Genomic DNA, 17,535 nt, shown 5'->3' on the forward strand with positions numbered 1-17,535 from the left:
ATGGAACCGTTCGTTACGCTCGACGATGTCGCTGCGCCGCTGGACCGATCGAATGTCGACACTGACCAGATATTGCCCGCCCGATTCTTGCGCCGGCCGCGCACGGACGCGTACCGGAACTTCCTGTTCCGCGACATGCGCTTTCGCGAGGACGGTAGCGAGGTTGCGGATTTCGTGCTGAACCAGGCACCGTTTCGCCGCGCTCGCATTCTTGTGGCGGACCGCAATTTCGGCGGCGGATCGAGCCGCGAGCAGGCGCCCTGGAGTCTAGTGGACTACGGTATTCGCTGCGTGATCGCGTCGGACTTCGGTGAAATCTTCTATCGCAATTCGCTGAAGAGTGGGCTGCTGCCCGTCGAACTGGATATCGGTACCTGCATCGCGCTACGCGAGCAACTCCACGCGAATCCGGGCGCGACGCTACGTGTCGATCTGGTCCGGCAAATTGTGACGGCACCCGACGGTGCCACCTACGGATTCAGGATCGATCCGTTTCGAAGACGCTGCCTGCTCGAAGGCCTGGACGAAGTCGGTTTGACTCTGGAGTACGACAGTGACATCGCCCAGTTCGAGCAATCCTACCGCCAGCGGTTCGATTGGCTTTTTTAATCCATCAGGTACGTACCTGTTTCCATTTCACGTAAGCAGAAAGGTTGACCGATATGCCATTCTTTAAATCGCTGCCCGACGAAGCGGGTCCTCCCAGCATATTCACGAAGTATCCGGATATCTACGGCCCCTGGTCGACGATGAGCGAGGCAATGATGAACGGCCCTTCGCCGCTCAGTCAGGCCGAACGGGAACTGATCCTGGCGTATGCGGCCGGCGTCGCGGGTTGCGACTTCGTTTATGTGGCGCATTCGGAAGTCGCGTATGAACGCGGTATCGAAAACGGTCTGATCGAACGCCTGATCAACGATCCCGACTCCGCTCCGCTCGAACCACGCCTGAAGCCGCTGCTGGCTTTCGTTCGCAAGCTGAGTCTGACGCCGGGGCAGATATCTCAGGCGGACGCGGATTCGGTGTTCGCTGCAGGTTGGGACGAACACGCGCTTCACGACGCGATTGCGATAACTGGGCGCGCCGCCTTCATGCAACGGCTCGTTCAAGGGTACGGCTTTATACCGATGACTCGCGAGCATGCTGTGAAACGAGCCAAAAAGCGGATCGAGCACGGCTACGTCAATCTCTACAGTGCGTTCCGCGGGTCGAAGTAAAGCGCTCCCTCAATCAAAGCGTCAGCAACGCAAGTCAAACTACCATGTTCAATCAGCTCGAAGCAGACTTTCCCACACATCGGCCTCGCACCGAGGGCGCAGAACTGGCGCTTCAGGGCATCCGCATCGTCGACTTTACTCATTTCATCGCGGGTCCTTTCGCAACCATGATCCTCGCCGACATGGGCGCTGAAGTAATCAAGGTTGAATCCCCCGGCAAAGGAGACGATTTCCGGCAATATCCGCCGATGGTGCCGGAGTTCGGTGGCGGCGTGCCCTACGCGTGGACCAATCGTAACAAGCGCAGTATCGCGCTGGATCTGAAGTCTTCAGAAGGGTTGGCGTTGGCGCGTGAACTCGTGGCGAAAGCGGATATCGTCGTCGAGAACTTCTCCACGGGTGTTATCGAGCGATTGGGGCTCGGCTACGAAACGTTTCGTGAAAGCAATCCGGGACTGATCTTCTGCTCAGTATCCGCGTATGGGCGAAAAGGCGCGTTTGCTGATCGCCTCGGCTTCGATCCTATCGCCCAGGCGGAAAGCGGTTTCATATCCATGAATGGATACCCGGATCGCGAAGGGGTGCGAGCGCTTTCGCCGGTCATGGACATCAGTACTGCAATGATGACCAGTAACGCGATTCTCGGCGCGCTCGTTGCAAGGGCGAGAACCGGCAAGGGACAGGCAGTGGAAGTCGCGCTCTTCGATACCGCTGTCCTCATGACCGGCTATGCCCCGCTGCAAGAGCTCTACACGGGGAAGGGGCCGGTCAGGCCAGGCAACACCAGTCCGGATACCTGTCCGTCGGGCGTCTTCAAATCGATGGATCAGTCGTTTCTTATCAATTGCGGGAACACGCAAATCTTCCAGCGATTGATGACTCAGGTGTTGGATCTTCCTCAGGTGGCTAGCGACCCGGCGTACGCGACCAACAAGGACCGTGTCGCGAAACGGCAGACGCTTTTCAGCCTGCTGCAGGACGAGTTTTCCAGGCAGCCGTGGGAGTACTGGCAAGCACGTATGCGCGCGGCAAACGTGCCGTGCGGCGAGTTGCGGACAGTCGGCGAGGCAATTCGATCCCCGGAAGCGCACGAGCAGCAGATCGTTACGCGAATTCCTCATCCTGAGTTGGGCTGGGTGCCAAATATCGCGCTGCCGATTCGTTATGCGCAGACGCCGTTGGCCGACCCCGCGCCGGCGCCGCGCGTCGGCGAACACACACTCGACGTTCTGGGCGAATGGCTGGGATACAACCGGGAGCGGCTTGAAACGCTGGCCGAAGCGGGCGCCTTCGGCGCAGCCGCGGTACAGGGTGCGCTTAAGTGATTTCATGAGCCCCATGCGAGGATGGTCGACTTCGATCATCCTCCGCCCACGCGCGAGGGCGCGCGGCTGGGGCGGCTCGATCGCGCCAGCTGAAGCTGCCGTTCGGTCGCCACGTCAACTGGCACCGATCGATTCGACCACCCTCATTCTTGCCGTTCGTCTGTGTCAGGCTGGACAAGCTCCGGCCAGAAGCGCCGGATCACCGAGCGTTGCCTCGAGTACGCGTAACAACTGTCGGGCCGGACCGCCAGCTTCGCAGGGTCCACCGTAGCCTGGCCGATTCTCCGTGCGCCACTGATAGCCTGGAACGCGGTCGTGCCCAGCGGAATCATCATCTCCATCAGATGCGTGCAGCTCGCAGCGCCACGGAGTTTCTGCTTGACGATGTTCGACCAGCCGGCCGCGATCCGTTCTCCGACCAACGCCGACAGCGTGGATTCGGCCTCTTTGCATAGCTCGTACGGAGTGGCGTCGGAAGAGGCTTCGATGTTGCGGATCAGGAACGTGTCGTCAATAGTCACGCGAACGGAAAGATCATGCAAAGGCATGCGGGCGGGCAACGGTTCAGGACGGCTGACGAGTGCCATCGGAAACGGCTTGGTGTCGACGAGATGAGCTTCGATGTCGTAGAGCCCGTCTTTGCGGCGAAACCCATGCATGTCGATGACACGGTGGTGTACGTCGCGACGAGGGACAGGAGCCGACAATGGCATTTTGGAGACCTCGCGGTTGGAATGTTGTAAGCGTGGACAACGCAATAAACACGCCAAATTGCGGCGTGTCGTCGGTCTCCGTACGCGATGACTCGCCAGCCGGCCCGTGACTGGCCGGTACCCGGCCGAGGGCGAGGCCGAGGCGTGCAGGCGAATACACGGACTGTCGCCACGAAGGACACTCACTGCGTTTCTCCGGTTCACCAGACGTGCTTCAAGACGGGGAACTCGCGACAAGTGTCATGACGATCATGCTGTTTTTCTCAACGATCTAGCAAGCGCACCACAGCCAGTCCATCGCGTTTGACGGCACGGGTGAGTACGGCCACACCTATCTCAGCACTTCAATATCCAAAACTGGCATCTCAATTGCTTTTATAGCTCGATGGCTGCCGATACGGCGCGAGCGTATCAATTGAATCTGGCGTGGGAATTTCAACATGCTGAAACGTGGAGGCCCTGTGCGCCTCCGAAGAGCATCGTCGAGCCGGGTCGCTGGGTCGTCATGCTCTGAACTGTCGAGAGAGTCGAAATTGGAAAGCTACGATTACATTGTTATTGGAGCGGGCTCAGCAGGTTGCGTAGTAGCGCGGCGTCTATCGGATAACCCGGAATTGAGGGTGCTCCTGCTTGAAGCCGGCCCCGCGTCCGACGACTTCTGGATTCGCACCCCAGCTGGAATGGGCAGGCTGTTCAAACACGAAGACTACAACTGGAAGTATTTCACAGAGCCTGTGCCAACTCTGCGCAATCGGCAGATTTACTGGCCGAGAGGTAAGACGCTCGGCGGCAGCAGCGCGATAAACGGCATGGTCTACGTCCGGGGTAACCGCAGCGATTTCGATCACTGGGCGAGTCTGGGCAACACGGGGTGGGGGTGGGAGGACGTCCTTCCGTACTTCAAGCGCGCGGAGGCTAACCAGCGGATTACTGGCCCGTTATGGGGCACCGGGGGCCCGTTGGTGATCAGCGATCCAGCAGTCAAGCACCCGAGCGCCTTCGCGTTTCTGGAGGCTGCTCGCAGGAACGGCATTCCGACGCTGGAAGAGATCAATGGCGTTGAAGAGCATGGCGCCGGATTTTTGCAAGCGACCATCTCGAACGGCATTCGGCAAACAGCGTACTCGGCCTACATCGAGCCGGTCAAGCATCGAACCAATCTGGTCGTGCAAGCCAATACGCACGTGCGCCGTGTCGTGTTCGAGGACAGACAGGCAACGGGCGTGGAGGTGATCCAGGGCGATTCGACCCGAACAATCGCCGCACGGCGCGAGGTGATCGTCTGCGGAGGCGCCTTGAATTCGCCGCACGTGCTGATGCTCTCAGGCATCGGCGATGGTGCCATGCTGCAGCAGCATGGCATTTCCACGCTGGTTCACGCACCCGGTGTGGGGCGGAATCTGCAGGATCATTTCGTGGTACGCGTGCAGGCGAGGGCAACTCGCGAGAGCTCCTATAACCATGCACTGAGCGGTTGGCGAAAATACTGGGAAGGTGCCCGCTACGTTGCGACGCGGCGTGGCTATCTGGCGCTGGGCTCTTCGATGGCGGCGGCTTTCGTCAAGAGTGGACCGGATGTTCCCTACGCCGACCTTGAAATCAGCTTTCGCCCAATGACTTTCCGTTATCTTCCCACCGGAAGCGTCGAGGTCGACGATTATCCGGGCGTCAGCGCATCGGTCTACAACATGCGTCCCGCGTCGAAAGGCCAGATCACGCTGAAATCCGCCGACCCGTTGCAGGCTCTCGCGTTCAACCCGAACTATCTAGGTGATCCGTCTGACGTCGACGTCATGCTGTCGGGCCTGCACACCATTCGCCGTATTTACGCCAGCGAGCCGCTTGCGTCGCGGATTCTGTCTGAAATTGCCCCCGGCCCCGGCGTCGCAACCGACGAACAGCTGATCGATTACATGGAGCGGGAGGGGCAGTGCGCTTTTCACCCCGCGGGCAGTTGCAAGATGGGGAATGACGATATGGCCGTAGTCGATGCCGGCCTGCGTGTTCATGGTGTCGAGCGGCTCCGGGTTATCGATGCGTCGATCATGCCGACGGTGACGTCGGGGAACACCAATGCGCCGAGTGTCATGATCGGTGAAAAAGGAGCCGACCTTATTTTGGCTGAAGCAATGCAGGCTCGAGCGGTGCCTGCCTGAACCCACATTGCAGCCATTGCGAGGAGGGGTGGCGGCGCATGACTTTCCATGCGACGTCGCCGCCACTTTGCTTTACCAGCACGCCTCGAGTATGGAGAGAATTGACGCCTCGCTCGACACGAGCCGGCTGTTGCGTGTGATGAACCAGTCAGACATCGCAGCGCTGGCGATCTTGGGCAGATCGACCCGAGCAATCCCGATGTCTTGTAAGCGATGAGGCACCAACAGTCTTCCGAACAACGCCTCGATCGCGTCAACGGCGGCTATCGGTTTCTCCGGGCGTGAGCTGCCACCGGACTTGCCGAGCAAAGCTTCGCTGATCGCATCGAATCGTTCGTCTATGTCCTGCGCATTAAAACGCATTGTGTGCGGCAGAACAATAGCATTCACGATGCCATTCGCAATGTCACTATGTGCACCGATGGCATGGGCCAGAACCGAAGCAAGGCCGCCGCCAGAATGCTCTGTTCCTCGCCCACAAAGAATTGCGGCAAGCACGAGACGTTCGCGCCCCGGAGTATCGTTCACGCTCGAGCTATTCAGATGGTTCGCGATCAGACGCAGCGAATGCATGAGCATAGCTTCGGAGATGGGGTCGCACTTTTGCGAGGCGATTGCTTCCACGGCCGTGGAAAGCGTATTGAGACTCGCGCTCTGGATCAACGGGTCGGGTGCAGTGCGGAGAAATTCCGGGTGCACGAAAAGCGCCTTGACTCGTGTCTTGGGATCGAACAGAGCGAGGCGGCGTCCGGTATCCTCATCATGGACGGCGCTTCCGGCTTTAACGAAGGCTGTACTCGGTGTGGTGGGTACGATGAACTGAGGTAGCTTAGGCGCTCTCAGTCGCGGGCTCTCAAAGGTTCCGTCCGGGAGCCGTCTGGTACTGAGTGTTTGCGCGGGAGCCTTCTCCGCGAGAAGAATGCTGGCCGCACGGGCGGTGACCGCGGCGGAACCGCCGCCAACGGCAATGACGCTGTCAGCCTTCAGATCTTCGATGATCTGCGCGGACTCCATGACGGAAGGCAGCGGGCTATTTGGCCGTACGGTGATGCATTCTCCGATCAACATGGGCCCGAGAACTTGCCGCAGTAAATCCATCGCCTGGGAATCGCGCACGGACCGTCCGCTGACGATGACTGCGCGGCTGCAGCCTTCACGCGTCAGCTCTCGCTCCAACGACGAAAGACAGTTTTCGCCGCAAAAAAGCCGCAATTCGGCTGCCACGTGTTGGAACGACAACGGCACGGGATCTCTTTTCATTGCGAGGGATGTTCGTTCTCTGACGGGGTGGTTGTAGCGTCCGGTGTGAATTGAACTGTTGTGCTGGGTCGGCCTGCCTAGTGTAGACCGACCGGACACGCTCGCGGGTCGGCTTTTATTGCCGCGGAGGTAAGCTTGCCTTACGCCCCATCCGTCGCATCCCCCGCGGCAAAATAGAGGTCTTGTGTATTCCCCGTGGACATAGAGGCACGCAAACGTCGTTATCGCGCACAGCCTGTGTGATCAACAAACCGGGTAGCGTGCCTTCTTTTGACTGGGGTGCCACACTTCCACACATGGCACATATGTTGCGCCTCGGGAGCTACGCTATTTAAGGGCAGCGCGGCCCGGTTGAGGGAGATACATGGCAGAAGAATTATTGTTCGCAGTCGAGCAGGGCATCGCCACGATCACGCTGAATCGTCCGGATAAGCTCAATGCTTTCACAGACGACATGCAGGAGACCTGGCTAGATGCACTCGAGGAATGCCGCATAAACCCGGAGATTCGCGTGATTGTGATGACGGGAACCGGCCGTGCATTCACCACGGGTGGCGATCTCGACACGTTCTCGGCCAGTGCGGCGCAATCGCCCGCGGCGATCAAAGCGCGCGTTGCCGAAGGCATACAACGGCTGCCAAGAAAAATCGCGGAGTTAGACAAACCCGTGCTGGCGGCGTTAAACGGCCTCGCAACCGGCGGAGGTCTGGACATTGCGCTCGCGTGCGACATTCGCTTCGCTGCGCAGAGTGCGCGTTTTGCGGAAACCTATGTTCGTATGGGCCTGATTCCGGGTGTGGGGGGGGCGTACCTGCTGCCCCGCATCGTCGGTATGTCGAAGGCGCTGGAAATGTTCTGGACTGCGGATTGGGTCGATGCCGAGGAGGCCGAGCGCATTGGTCTCGTCAACAGGGTCTTTCCAGACGCGGAGTTGATGGCGGGCACTTACGCGTTTGCAAGACGAGTCGCAGAAGGCGCGCCGCTCGCGGTGCAACTGATCAAACGCGTGATGCGTTTCGGTCTGGACAAGGACCTGGCGACGGCGCATGAAATCGTCGCCGCCAACCTGCCCATCGTGCGAACGAGCGAGGACCACAAGGAGGCAGTGAACGCATTCAGGGAAAAGCGCACGCCGCGCTTCAACGGGCAATGAAATCGATTGGAGCCACGTCAGCGCTGCTCGGACAAGCTTGCCACGATTTCAATCATACGGTCGAGCACCGGATCCCGCTGACCCTTCACCCATCCGAATACGAAGCGGGTAACGTAGTCGACCTTGTCGAGTGGGATGACCGCGAGGCTTGGGGGATAGGTGAAGTTCCTGCCGATTACCGCTAGACCGATACCCATTCCGACTGAAATGAGATTGAGCTGCGACGTGATCGACCTCACCTCCTGGACGATCTTCGGTTCGAACCCGGCCTGCTGGCAAAGTGAGTAGAGCGGCCCGTAGCCCGGGCTGCTGCTCGACCGCGGGACGACCACGAAGCGTTCAGCGCCGAGTTCGGAGAGGGAAAGCGATGTCCTTCGCGCGAGCGGATGGTCGATTGGAAGCACGACGCCGAGGCCGCCGTTCTCAATCGGTAACCAGTCAAGCGCGGTATCTTCCTGCTCCAGCACGCTGTCAGTCCGACGGTTCCAGAAGAACTCGGAACTCGGTCCGAAGTGCATGAACCCCGCGTGAATTTTTCCGCTGGCGAGCGCGTTCGGCTGCTCGAAAGTAGGAATTTCGAGCAGAGAAAGCGATACGTCCGGATACGTCTCACCAAACTGCTTGATCGCGGTGCGGAAGAGAGAATGCAGCAGCGTTAGCGAGCCATAACCGATGCTCAGCACGCCGCTTTTGCCTTCTCCCACTCTCTTGGTGACCGCTAGTGCGTCGTCGATGTCGCCCATGATTGCCTGCAATCGCGGCAAAAGCGCTTGCCCCGCTGCGGTCAGCTTCACGCGGTGTGCAAGCCGCTCGAAGAGCGGAGTGCGAAGCTCGCTTTCGAGGTCGGAAATGATCTGCGAAACCGCTGGCCGAGTGATATGCAAACGCTCGGATGCGCGACCGAAATGCTCTTCTTCGGCGGCTGCTATGAAATACCTGAGGTGTCGAAGTTCCATGGTGATCCGCGATAGCTCGTTGCAACATGTGAATGCAACTTGCGTGCCGTGTGTCACCTTACCTTGCCCGAAGGCGACAGTTGTAGAGAGCAGAGTAGACGAGCGCTGCGCATCGACGAGGTTGGCGCAATTTGCTGTGCGGGCGCAGCAAATTGCGGCGACGTGGCCGCCCCGTGGGGCTTCAACCTTATGATGTCATATCAGCCTCAGGCTCGATACGGACCAAAAGCGCCTGACTGATCGAGACGGGCAATGTCCTCAGCGGTAAATTTCAGTTCGTTGCCGAGAATTAGATCGCGATGCTCGCCGAGCAGTGGCACGCGACGATGGCGCGATGTCTCGTCGAGCCATGCGGGGTTGACCGGCAGCGTCAGCGTGCCACCAACCCCATCGTCCACCTCACATAGGGCGCCCCGCTTGACGAGATACTCGTCGCAAATGACCTCGGCCATATCCAGAATGCCGGCAACGGGAACGTCTGCCGCGATCAACTTTGCCGTGATCTCCGCGCGCGTGTGCGCTCGCGTGAATGCCTCCGTAATGGCATGCACTTCCTGTTGCCGTATCGAACGTTCCCGATAAGTGGCGTAACGTTCGTCGGTGCCCAGTTCCGGACTACCCATCGCCACGCACAACCGCCGCCAGAAATCGTCCCGATTGCAACCTATGTTGACGTATCCGTCGGAAGCGGAAAATGCTCCATAGGGCACACCGTGAAAGCCATTCGAACCGGCGAACGATGAGGCGGCGGCTTCCTCGAATTGCACGCGGCTGAGGGCGACTGACACCATGGGGAGCATGCATTCGACAAGACCGATATCGATCAGCTTGCCGACACCGTGACGTTCCTGATTGCGCAGCGCAAGCAGAATCGCGGCGTGAGCGGACACGGCGCCCATGATGTCTCCCAACGCGAATCCGCACCACACCGGGTTACCAGAGTGGTCCCGTGTCAGTCCCGTGGCTCCCGCCATGGCTTCGGCCACCATCGCAAGGCCAGCGCGATCCGCGTACTTGCCCGAATTCTCCATGCCAAAACCAGAAATGCTGACGATCACGAGTCTCGGAAAGCGTTGCTGCAGAGCGCGAGGGTGCAACCCAAGCCGTTCGAGCGCCTGGACACGCATATTCGTCACGAAGACATCCGCTGTCTCGAGCAGACTGGACAGAATGGCGGAGCCCTGCGGGTTCTTGAGGTCCAGCGCAATGCTTTGCTTGTCCCGGTTTAGCGAGGCAAAGTACGCGGACACTTCCCGATCTCCCACGTACCGTATGGGCTCGCGGTGCCGGCTGAGCTCACCGTCGGGCGGCTCGACCTTGGTCACCTGGGCGCCTTCGTCTGCGAGCATCTGGCAGCAGTAGGGCCCCGCGATCAGGTGAGAAAGTTCGACGACCTTGATGCCTTCGAGAGGCAGCGGAATGGGACTTGTGGTTGGCATGGGTGCTCGGCTCTCGCTGGTAGACGACGTTTCCAATTTTCCGTCTGTGCCTTGCTTGAGTCGAGTCGCATTTTTTGTGGCCGAAGGTAAGTTTTCCTGACACTGGCGGGCACGACTCGTTGTTGGACTCGGGTTGGCATACATGATGCAATGTATTCCATGGTGTCTGGCGAATCATCGCTATGGGCGGTCGCATCCTCTCTCGAACGGATTGACGGAGCTCGACATGTATCTGGCCGAAGCGAAGAAACCGTCCGAACCGAAGGGCGAGTGGGATCTACTCAATGATATTGACATCCCGTTCCCTGAGCATGCCTCTGAAATGGGGCAGCGCTGAGAAGAACAGGCAGGCAGCGAGTGCCGACGCGACACCGGAAACAATAGCCAGCGAGTAGCCGACCATCTGAGGGTCTTTAAACACCTTGTCAGTGAGAATCGCAATCGCGGTGGGGCCTACGCCGAAGCCGATAGACTGGGCGAGGAACGTATGCAGCGACGCCACGAAGCCGCGTAGCCGGCTTGGTGTGCTTAACTGGGTCGCGGCAGCAAAAATACTGACGGGAAAGCTGAAGAAGAAGATAGCGACACCGGCTGCAATGAATACGCCAGTGGCGCCGGGCGCAAACGGAATGGAAACGCAGGAAATGAACACGGAGACTTCGGAGAAGCCAGCGACACGCAGTGCGGCGTCGGGAATTCGCCTGCGTTCAAAAAAGCGAACCACAAACGGCCCAAGCAGCACGCCGCTCGTGCCCACGATTACGGCAATCAACCCCAACCGGTACCCGACGACGGAAGGCGCCACGCCCCGGCAGCGAATAAGGAACGACGGGAGCCAGGCGGGTGTTCCAAGCGTCACTATCGAATGCATGCCGATGCCAAGATACATTCGGCCATAGAAGGCGCGGCGTTTCCATATGTAGCTTAAACCTTCGGAGAAGGTGAACCGCCTGCCGTCAGCGGAGTTTTTGACAGTGACACTGCGCGCCGGCTCGCGCACCGTGAGAAGTATCGCAGCTAACACTACACCTGTGAGGCCTACCAGAACAAAGGCTATTTGCCACGTCGCAAAGTCCTGAAGGAGCGGAATGGACCTCCGAATGCTATCGGCGAAATAGAGAACCAGACCGCTGGCTACCAGTGAAAACCCAGCGCCGATGAACTGGCCGGCATTGAAGACGCTGATTGCCCTTGGCGCCTTGCTTGTTGAGAAGTAGTCCCAGATAAGGGAGCAACAGACGGGGAAAACACAGGCCTCGCTGGCGCCGACTCCAAATCGCGCGGCAAACAGTTCGAGATATGTATTCGCGTGCCCGCAGAGCGCAGTAAAAGTGCACCAAAGACAGATGCCAAAGATCAGGATGTTGCGTCTGTTCGTGATGTCGGCGAGTCGCCCGAACACCGGGGCTGCGATCAGATATGCGGAAACGAACGCGGTTCCTTGAATCAGGCTGAGTTGTGTGTCCGAAATGAGGAGGGTTCGTTTTATTGGATCGACGAGAAGATTCAATAGCTGGCGGTCGACATACGCGAGGGAATAGCTCAAAGTGAGTAGTCCGAGAACATACCAGGACGCCGCGCTATCCAGTTTTGCATGAAATAACAGCCGCGTCGGGACCGTCATATCGACGACCTTCAATTGTTCCCGAGGAATTATTGGTCGACCCGTACTCTTCATGTCTTCTCCATAAGCGCGCCTTTGTCCGGCGGCAGAATTGATCTTTGCTGTCCCGCGCGACTTTTATCAGCGCAGTGTTGATACGCAGAGCAGCCGGCGGTGAACGCGGTTAAACAGGTCGATGTTCGATTACTCCCCGGCGCGTAATGTCAGACGGGATTGCTGATTTTCGTCAGTGGTGCTGCTCTCTGTTCTGAAGCGATGCGGGCTATCTAGCGCGCTTAGGTAGTGTGTCGACGGGTCGGTCATGCTGTGTAAATGTTGTTTGCAACACCTATGCCAAGCTATGGGGCGGCGCTGTCGAGCTATGAAGCGTACGAAACGTAGCGAAGAGAAGTGCCGGATGTACTCGAAGCGGACACCTTTGCTTTTGTCGCAGACACCTATGCCTCGTGTGCTGGCGGGACTGATGTGTCTCGTCAGTTGAAGCGCACGGATAGGCGCATCGGTCTTACGCAATGGCATACATGTTGCGTAATCAGCGCCTCGAACAGTCTCGCTGATCACTCTTTCAGAGTGTGACGCGACGGTAACGCCTTGAAATTCGAAAGGGGAAAAGCATGGACCCAGCGATGTCCGAAGAGATCGAAGCAGTGCGCGACATGGTCAATCGCTTCATGAAGAATGAAGTGAATCCTGTCATGGACGGTTATGAGGCACGTGGAGAGTTTCCACGCGAACTGATTCGCAAGGCTGGCGAGACTGGCCTTTACGGCGCCGTATTTCCCGAATCGGTTGGTGGCAGCAACATGGGCTACCTTGCCGCCGCAGTGATCCAGGAGGAAATGGCTCGCAACGATGTGCGCTTCTCGTCCTGCAATAACCAGCAAGGTTCCACCTGCCCAAGCAGTATTTATTTTGGCGGAACGGCGGACCAGATCAGGAAATACGTACCTGATCTTATCGCTGGCAAGACAATTGGCATGATGTCGCTGACTGAGTCCGGCGGCGGCTCGGACGCTGAGGGTAATCTGAAGACTTTCGCCCGGCGCGACGGCGACGTCTACCGCATTACGGGGCAAAAGATGTGGGCGTCCATGGCCAACGAGACCGATGTCGGCATCCTGTTCGCAAGGACTGATCGTAACGCAGGCTCGAAGGGTGTCACTGCTTTCATCGTTCATCCGAAGCAATATCCGGGCTGGAAGGCTGAGCCGATTGCAATGCTGGGATTGTCGAACGCACTGCGTACAAATGTGCTTTTTCTCGACGATTTTGTGGTGCCGGTGGAAGATCGTCTGGGCGAGGAAGGCGAAGGCTTCAAGATCATCATGCGCACGCTTCAGGCGGGGCGCGTGACGGTTTCCGGCAAGGCTTTGGGCGTAGCCCGGGCATGCTTTGAGGATGCGCTGCGTTACGCAAATGAACGCACGCTTCGTGGTCAGCCGCTCGGGCGCCTCCAGATGATCCAGTCTGACATTGCTGAGATGGCGACCGCTATCGAGGCCAGCAGGGCGCTGGTATATAAGGCCGCACAAATGATGGACGACGCTCAGCCGTCCAACCGCATGGCTGCAATTGCCAAGTATCACGCTTCACAGACGGCCAGGCTTTGCGCGGACAAGGCCCAACAGATTTTCGGCGGCTATGGGCTCGCACGCGAATACCGTATCTCCTGGTTGAAGTCATATGCCGATTTGTTCTTCGTCGGCGAAGGCTCGGCGAACGTGCAGAAGATCATGATCGCTGAGGACGCGTTGGGCTACAAACTTGCCGACCGTCACCACGGTAAGACTGGCTTGCGCGACATTCGTAAGCACGACGTCGCTGACGAGACGGTCAAGGCATGAGGCGAAGTATCAATTCAACGAACGACGAGACAACAGAATGCCAGAAAATTTAAGTGGTGAGACGCGGCTGTTTCCTATCATTGGAGACCCGATCGTATTCGTCAAGTCCCCGCAACGCCTGACTAGCGGCTTCGCGGCACGAGGCCACAACGGCATTTGCATACCGATGCAGGTGCCGGACGGGGACCTTAAGGTGGTCATGCAAGGTCTTACGGCTGCGCGCAATGTCGACGGATTGCTCGTCACCATGCCGCACAAATTCACCGCCTTTACGTACTGCGCGACTAGCTCCGAGACGGCGAGGCTGCTGGGCGGTGTGAGCGTGATGCGCCGTAATCCTGACGCTACGTGGCATGGTGGCATGCTGGATGGTCTGGCGTTCGTCAAGGCTCAGATAGACGAGGGGGCCAAGCCTGAAGGCGCGCGAGTGCTGCTGGTCGGTGCCGGCGCAGCGGGTAGCGCAATCGCTATCGCTTTACTCGAGGCAGGCGTTCGCGAGTTGATCATCCACGACGCAAACGACTCTCGCGTCGCGCAGTTGATGGAGGTCGTAGCCGATCTGGGGCGCGGCCGGGTGAGCGCCGGTCCAGCAGACCCGACAGGCTGCGATATGGTCTGCAATGCGACACCAATGGGTATGGCCGATGGCGATCCGCTTCCCGTTACCGCGGATCTGCTTAAATCTTCCATGTTCGTAGGCGATGTCATCGCCGGGCATGGCGTGACACCATTCTTGCAGGCGGCCCAGGCCGCAGGCTGCAAGACGGCAAACGGCGTGCAGATGGTCGAGGCCGTGCAGGAGATGATGCTCGACTTCATGCTCGGGGAGTGATCGTTTGCTGACTGCCGCCGCACCGCCGTGCCCGGGGAGCGGAATTTATCTCTGATTGGCGATCTGCCTGTCCGTTTCCCCAAGGTTTAGACCCCGAGAGAGATAGACTCCCTTGGGAATCGCGCTCCTGTGGCTTCGGTCACAGGGGCTTTTTTGCGTCTTGGTCCGCATGGTCCTGCCCAATACGAAAGTGGTTGCAGCGCTATCCACCGTCCCGATGAGTTGCGCCCGTACGCACCAACAACACTGCGCACAGCGCCGCGCAAACATTCATCGCCGCGATCACGAAACCCATCGGTGACGGCGTGCCGTTTGCGAACGCGCCGACGAGCAAGGACCCGACAATCCCTGTCCCGTACTGCGCCGCGCCGACCAGCGCCGACACTGACCCGGCGACCTCGGGGAAGAGACCGAGTGCGCCAGCAATCGAGTTGGCGATGATCATGCCACTTGTCGACACCATCACGAACACCGGCACCACCAGACCCGCGAGGCCGCCGAAATTGGTCCAGGCATCCACTGCAAGTATGAGTCCGGCAAGCGCTGCGACGAGCGTTGCCGCCCGCATCAGCCGATCGCTACCGATGCGTGGTATGAGACGTGTGTTCACCTGATTCATCACCATGATCCCGACAATACCGGCGCCAAATAGCGCACCATAGAACTGAGGTGACACATGGTGGTAACTGATGTACGCGAACGGCGACCCTGCGATATAAGCGAACGTCGCGCCGTAGAAAAATCCGCCTGCGCCGGCGTACCCAACTAATCGTTTGTGACCGACAAGACTTCCGTAAGTTGCCCAAGCACGCCTTAGTGGCTCGCGATTGCGGCGCTCTTGCGGCAAGGTTTCCGGTAATGTGTACAGCGCGGCGAGTGTCGCGAGGCCGACGCCCACGAGCGTCCAGAAGACCACACGCCACGATGCGACGTGCAGGATCGCTCCACCGACGCTAGGCCCAATCAACGGTGCAATGGCCATCACGGTCATCAACTTTGACATCATCTGCGCAGCAACGGGACCGGCATACAGGTCGCGCACCATTGCTCTGGCAAGCACTACGCTCGCGCATGCACCCACCGCCTGCACCGCGCGGAAGGCAACCAGCATCGGTGCACTGGTCGACAGCGCGCAACCTGCGGAACCGGCGATAAACATGACGAGCCCGATAGCAATCGGCTGGCGACGGCCACGACGGTCGCTAACAGGCCCCCACAGCAACTGTCCAGGACTGAAGCCGACCAGATAGCCGGAGATGGTCAACTCCATCATGCCGGCGCTCGCATGCAGCGTCGCCGCCATCGCCGGGAGGGCGGGAAGGTACAGGTCAGTCGAGATCGAGGCGAAGGCCATTAGCAGGCCAAGGATCGCAAGGACACGCATACCGTGCCGGTCGGCGGTATCGCGCGTAACGGCGTCTGGCCGAGGCCGCGCTGCATCAGTGCGTTCGTAGTCCGAGCGGATGTCCGGTGGCGCTGAGGGTAAATCGGTGGTGGACATGGCGCTGATAGTTTGCTGGTGAATCGGGCGGTGAGAGGCGGCGTCAGCGAGTGGGTCCAGGAAAAAGGGCGTCATCCGGACTGGACAACGCTCTGCCTTGCACCAATCGCTATCGCACCCGATGCCTGTTTGCCGCGCGGCGCAAAATGCCATCGAGGGATCGTGGCCTTGTTGCTTGCCCCGAAGGTCAGCCGATGATGAGGCGACCCTCGACCGGATAGTTCGGGTCCGTATAGCCAGGCGTCGAGGCGTGACCCGGAGGAACCAGACTGTCGACGAACTTTTCGTCATCCGGTCCAAGCTGCAGCGTTAGTGCCTCGAGATAGCTGTCCCAGTGCGCTTCTGTCCGCGGACCCGCAATCGCGGAGCTCACCAGCTTGTTCTTCAGCACCCAGGCAATGGCAAAGGCGATAGACGTGGTGCCGCGTTCAGCGGCGTGAGCTGCGACTTTTTGCGCGATGGCCAGCGATTCCGGGCGCCACTCAGTCTGCTGGATACGCTTGTCACCGCGTCCTGCGCGGGAATCGGATGGCGGCGTACCGTCAAGCGCGTACTTGCCCGTCAACACGCCTCGCGCGAGGGGGCTGTAAGGCACTACGCCGATACCGTAGTGCCCGGCTGCCGGCATCAACTCGACCTCAGCCGTTCGATCGACCATGTTGTACACAGGCTCGATTGCGACGGGGCGATCAATGCCAAGCTGGTCAGCCAGACGCACGGCCTCCGCAACGCGCCAGGCCCGGAAATTGGACAGGCCGAAATAGCGGACTTTGCCTTGGCGAATCAGGTCGCCGATGGCACGCACACCTTCCTCCAGCGGCGCATTGATCAGTGCTCGATGGAAGTAGAGAACATCGATGTAGTCGGTGCCAAGACGCTTCAGGCTGGCGTCGACCGTCTGGAAAATCCACTTGCGCGATTGCCCCAGCTCATTCGGCCCCGGATTCGCGCTAGCCTGATAGCCGAATTTCGTCGCGACAACCCAGCTGTCACGCCTTTGCGCGATCGTGCGACCGACGATTTCCTCGGAGCGGCCGCCGTGATAAACGTCAGCGGTATCAAGGAAGTTCACACCCTGATCGAACGCCTTGTCGATAATCCGTCTGGAAGTCGCTTCGTCCGTTTCGCCGCCGAACATCATCGCGCCCAGACACAGGGGCGAAACCTTGAGGGCGCTGCGGCCCAGATACCGATAGTCCATTATCTTCTCCGTGCAGGCTATGCCCGCCGTTGCTAGTGGGAAAGGGGGGCTGCGTGCCGGGCACAGGTTGCCCCCGGCTCAAGGGATGCAGCCCGTCAGAAAATAGGTAGTGACGCGTCGGCCCGCGCCGCTGTTGGATTCGCGACGGATGCGCAGATGGCGCGTCTGGTTTGAACAGTCAGGACGCGCTGCTCATCGGCCATAGCGGGTATCAACAGATGATAGGCAGATCGGGTCTAGTGATAAAGCCCTCAAAACAGCAAAGTCTTATGAGCAGCGATCATGAATGCTTCTTCTTTTCGCGCGTTGTGACG

At 59.2% G+C, this 17,535-nt stretch carries 14 protein-coding genes; 7 read left to right on the plus strand and 7 right to left on the minus strand.

What is annotated here, in order from left to right:
• From leuD to GH665_RS08450, 3 genes are read left to right on the plus strand one after another with little or no spacing between them, the layout of a single operon-like run.
• Complete coding sequence (gene leuD / locus GH665_RS08440) at positions 1 to 609, plus strand: 3-isopropylmalate dehydratase small subunit (RefSeq protein WP_153135474.1); 609 nt, start codon at positions 1 to 3, stop codon at positions 607 to 609.
• Between the two features lie 53 nt (positions 610 to 662).
• Positions 663 to 1,217: a carboxymuconolactone decarboxylase family protein gene (locus tag GH665_RS08445; RefSeq protein ID WP_153135475.1), complete on the plus strand. Its 555-nt coding sequence runs from the start codon at positions 663 to 665 to the stop codon at positions 1,215 to 1,217.
• Between the two features lie 44 nt (positions 1,218 to 1,261).
• Positions 1,262 to 2,542 carry a CaiB/BaiF CoA transferase family protein gene (locus GH665_RS08450; RefSeq protein WP_153135476.1) on the plus strand — a complete coding sequence of 427 codons (1,281 nt, stop codon included), beginning with the start codon at positions 1,262 to 1,264 and terminating at the stop codon, positions 2,540 to 2,542.
• A gap of 143 nt (positions 2,543 to 2,685) precedes the next feature.
• On the opposite strand, the gene GH665_RS08455 is transcribed toward GH665_RS08450, so the two are convergent.
• A complete protein-coding gene (locus GH665_RS08455; protein ID WP_153135477.1) occupies positions 2,686 to 3,255 on the minus strand; it encodes a DUF2889 domain-containing protein in 570 nt (189 codons plus the stop codon).
• 533 nt (positions 3,256 to 3,788) lie between these two features.
• On the opposite strand from GH665_RS08455, the gene GH665_RS08460 reads away from it, so the two are divergent.
• Entirely contained in the window at positions 3,789 to 5,411 is a 1,623-nt protein-coding gene (locus tag GH665_RS08460) for a GMC family oxidoreductase (RefSeq protein ID WP_153135478.1), read from the plus strand.
• Positions 5,412 to 5,483: 72 nt separating this feature from the next.
• On the opposite strand, the gene GH665_RS08465 is transcribed toward GH665_RS08460, so the two are convergent.
• On the minus strand, positions 5,484 to 6,671 hold the full coding sequence (locus GH665_RS08465) for an iron-containing alcohol dehydrogenase family protein (RefSeq protein WP_153135479.1): 1,188 nt from the start codon (positions 6,669 to 6,671) through the stop codon (positions 5,484 to 5,486).
• A 364-nt stretch (positions 6,672 to 7,035) separates the two neighbouring features.
• Here GH665_RS08465 and GH665_RS08470 point away from each other — a divergent pair, with 364 nt between their 5' ends.
• Entirely contained in the window at positions 7,036 to 7,824 is a 789-nt protein-coding gene (locus GH665_RS08470) for an enoyl-CoA hydratase/isomerase family protein (protein WP_153135480.1), read from the plus strand.
• Positions 7,825 to 7,841: 17 nt separating this feature from the next.
• Here the strand turns inward: GH665_RS08470 and GH665_RS08475 are convergent, their stop codons facing one another.
• The 3 genes from GH665_RS08475 to GH665_RS08485 all read right to left on the minus strand — a co-directional run bounded on the left by GH665_RS08475 (position 7,842) and on the right by GH665_RS08485 (position 11,897).
• Positions 7,842 to 8,780 (minus strand): LysR substrate-binding domain-containing protein, encoded by a 939-nt coding sequence (locus GH665_RS08475; RefSeq protein WP_153138310.1) that lies wholly within the window; start codon positions 8,778 to 8,780, stop codon positions 7,842 to 7,844.
• Between the two features lie 206 nt (positions 8,781 to 8,986).
• Complete coding sequence (locus tag GH665_RS08480) at positions 8,987 to 10,219, minus strand: CaiB/BaiF CoA transferase family protein (protein ID WP_167530931.1); 1,233 nt, start codon at positions 10,217 to 10,219, stop codon at positions 8,987 to 8,989.
• 277 nt (positions 10,220 to 10,496) lie between these two features.
• A complete protein-coding gene (locus tag GH665_RS08485; RefSeq protein ID WP_153135482.1) occupies positions 10,497 to 11,897 on the minus strand; it encodes an MFS transporter in 1,401 nt (466 codons plus the stop codon).
• A gap of 572 nt (positions 11,898 to 12,469) precedes the next feature.
• Between GH665_RS08485 and GH665_RS08490 the strand changes: the two genes are divergently transcribed.
• Together GH665_RS08490 and GH665_RS08495 are read left to right on the plus strand one after the other, a co-directional pair.
• A complete protein-coding gene (locus tag GH665_RS08490; RefSeq protein WP_217361872.1) occupies positions 12,470 to 13,687 on the plus strand; it encodes an acyl-CoA dehydrogenase family protein in 1,218 nt (405 codons plus the stop codon).
• 37 nt (positions 13,688 to 13,724) lie between these two features.
• A complete protein-coding gene (locus GH665_RS08495) occupies positions 13,725 to 14,519 on the plus strand; it encodes a shikimate dehydrogenase family protein (protein WP_153135484.1) in 795 nt (264 codons plus the stop codon).
• 202 nt (positions 14,520 to 14,721) lie between these two features.
• On the opposite strand, the gene GH665_RS08500 is transcribed toward GH665_RS08495, so the two are convergent.
• Positions 14,722 to 15,903 (minus strand): multidrug effflux MFS transporter, encoded by a 1,182-nt coding sequence (locus tag GH665_RS08500; RefSeq protein WP_217361893.1) that lies wholly within the window; start codon positions 15,901 to 15,903, stop codon positions 14,722 to 14,724.
• Positions 15,904 to 16,207: 304 nt separating this feature from the next.
• Complete coding sequence (locus GH665_RS08505; protein ID WP_153135486.1) at positions 16,208 to 17,221, minus strand: aldo/keto reductase; 1,014 nt, start codon at positions 17,219 to 17,221, stop codon at positions 16,208 to 16,210.
• Positions 17,222 to 17,535: the final 314 nt, after the last annotated feature.

It is taken from the genome of Paraburkholderia agricolaris (assembly GCF_009455635.1).
GTDB classification, from domain to species: Bacteria; Pseudomonadota; Gammaproteobacteria; order Burkholderiales; family Burkholderiaceae; genus Paraburkholderia; species Paraburkholderia agricolaris.

Bases quoted from the DNA above. Each gene is read 5' to 3' on its own strand.
- GH665_RS08450 (WP_153135476.1), top strand. From the start codon at position 1,262: ATGTTCAATCAGCTCGAAGCAGACTTTCCCACACATCGGCCTCGCACC.
- GH665_RS08485 (WP_153135482.1), bottom strand. From the start codon at position 11,897: ATGAAGAGTACGGGTCGACCAATAATTCCTCGGGAACAATTGAAGGTC.
- GH665_RS08470 (WP_153135480.1), top strand. From the start codon at position 7,036: ATGGCAGAAGAATTATTGTTCGCAGTCGAGCAGGGCATCGCCACGATC.
- GH665_RS08505 (WP_153135486.1), bottom strand. From the start codon at position 17,221: ATGGACTATCGGTATCTGGGCCGCAGCGCCCTCAAGGTTTCGCCCCTG.
- leuD (WP_153135474.1), top strand. From the start codon at position 1: ATGGAACCGTTCGTTACGCTCGACGATGTCGCTGCGCCGCTGGACCGA.
- GH665_RS08445 (WP_153135475.1), top strand. From the start codon at position 663: ATGCCATTCTTTAAATCGCTGCCCGACGAAGCGGGTCCTCCCAGCATA.
- GH665_RS08475 (WP_153138310.1), bottom strand. From the start codon at position 8,780: ATGGAACTTCGACACCTCAGGTATTTCATAGCAGCCGCCGAAGAAGAG.
- GH665_RS08490 (WP_217361872.1), top strand. From the start codon at position 12,470: ATGTCCGAAGAGATCGAAGCAGTGCGCGACATGGTCAATCGCTTCATG.
- GH665_RS08495 (WP_153135484.1), top strand. From the start codon at position 13,725: ATGCCAGAAAATTTAAGTGGTGAGACGCGGCTGTTTCCTATCATTGGA.
- GH665_RS08480 (WP_167530931.1), bottom strand. From the start codon at position 10,219: ATGCCAACCACAAGTCCCATTCCGCTGCCTCTCGAAGGCATCAAGGTC.
- GH665_RS08455 (WP_153135477.1), bottom strand. From the start codon at position 3,255: ATGCCATTGTCGGCTCCTGTCCCTCGTCGCGACGTACACCACCGTGTC.
- GH665_RS08465 (WP_153135479.1), bottom strand. From the start codon at position 6,671: ATGAAAAGAGATCCCGTGCCGTTGTCGTTCCAACACGTGGCAGCCGAA.
- GH665_RS08500 (WP_217361893.1), bottom strand. From the start codon at position 15,903: ATGCGTGTCCTTGCGATCCTTGGCCTGCTAATGGCCTTCGCCTCGATC.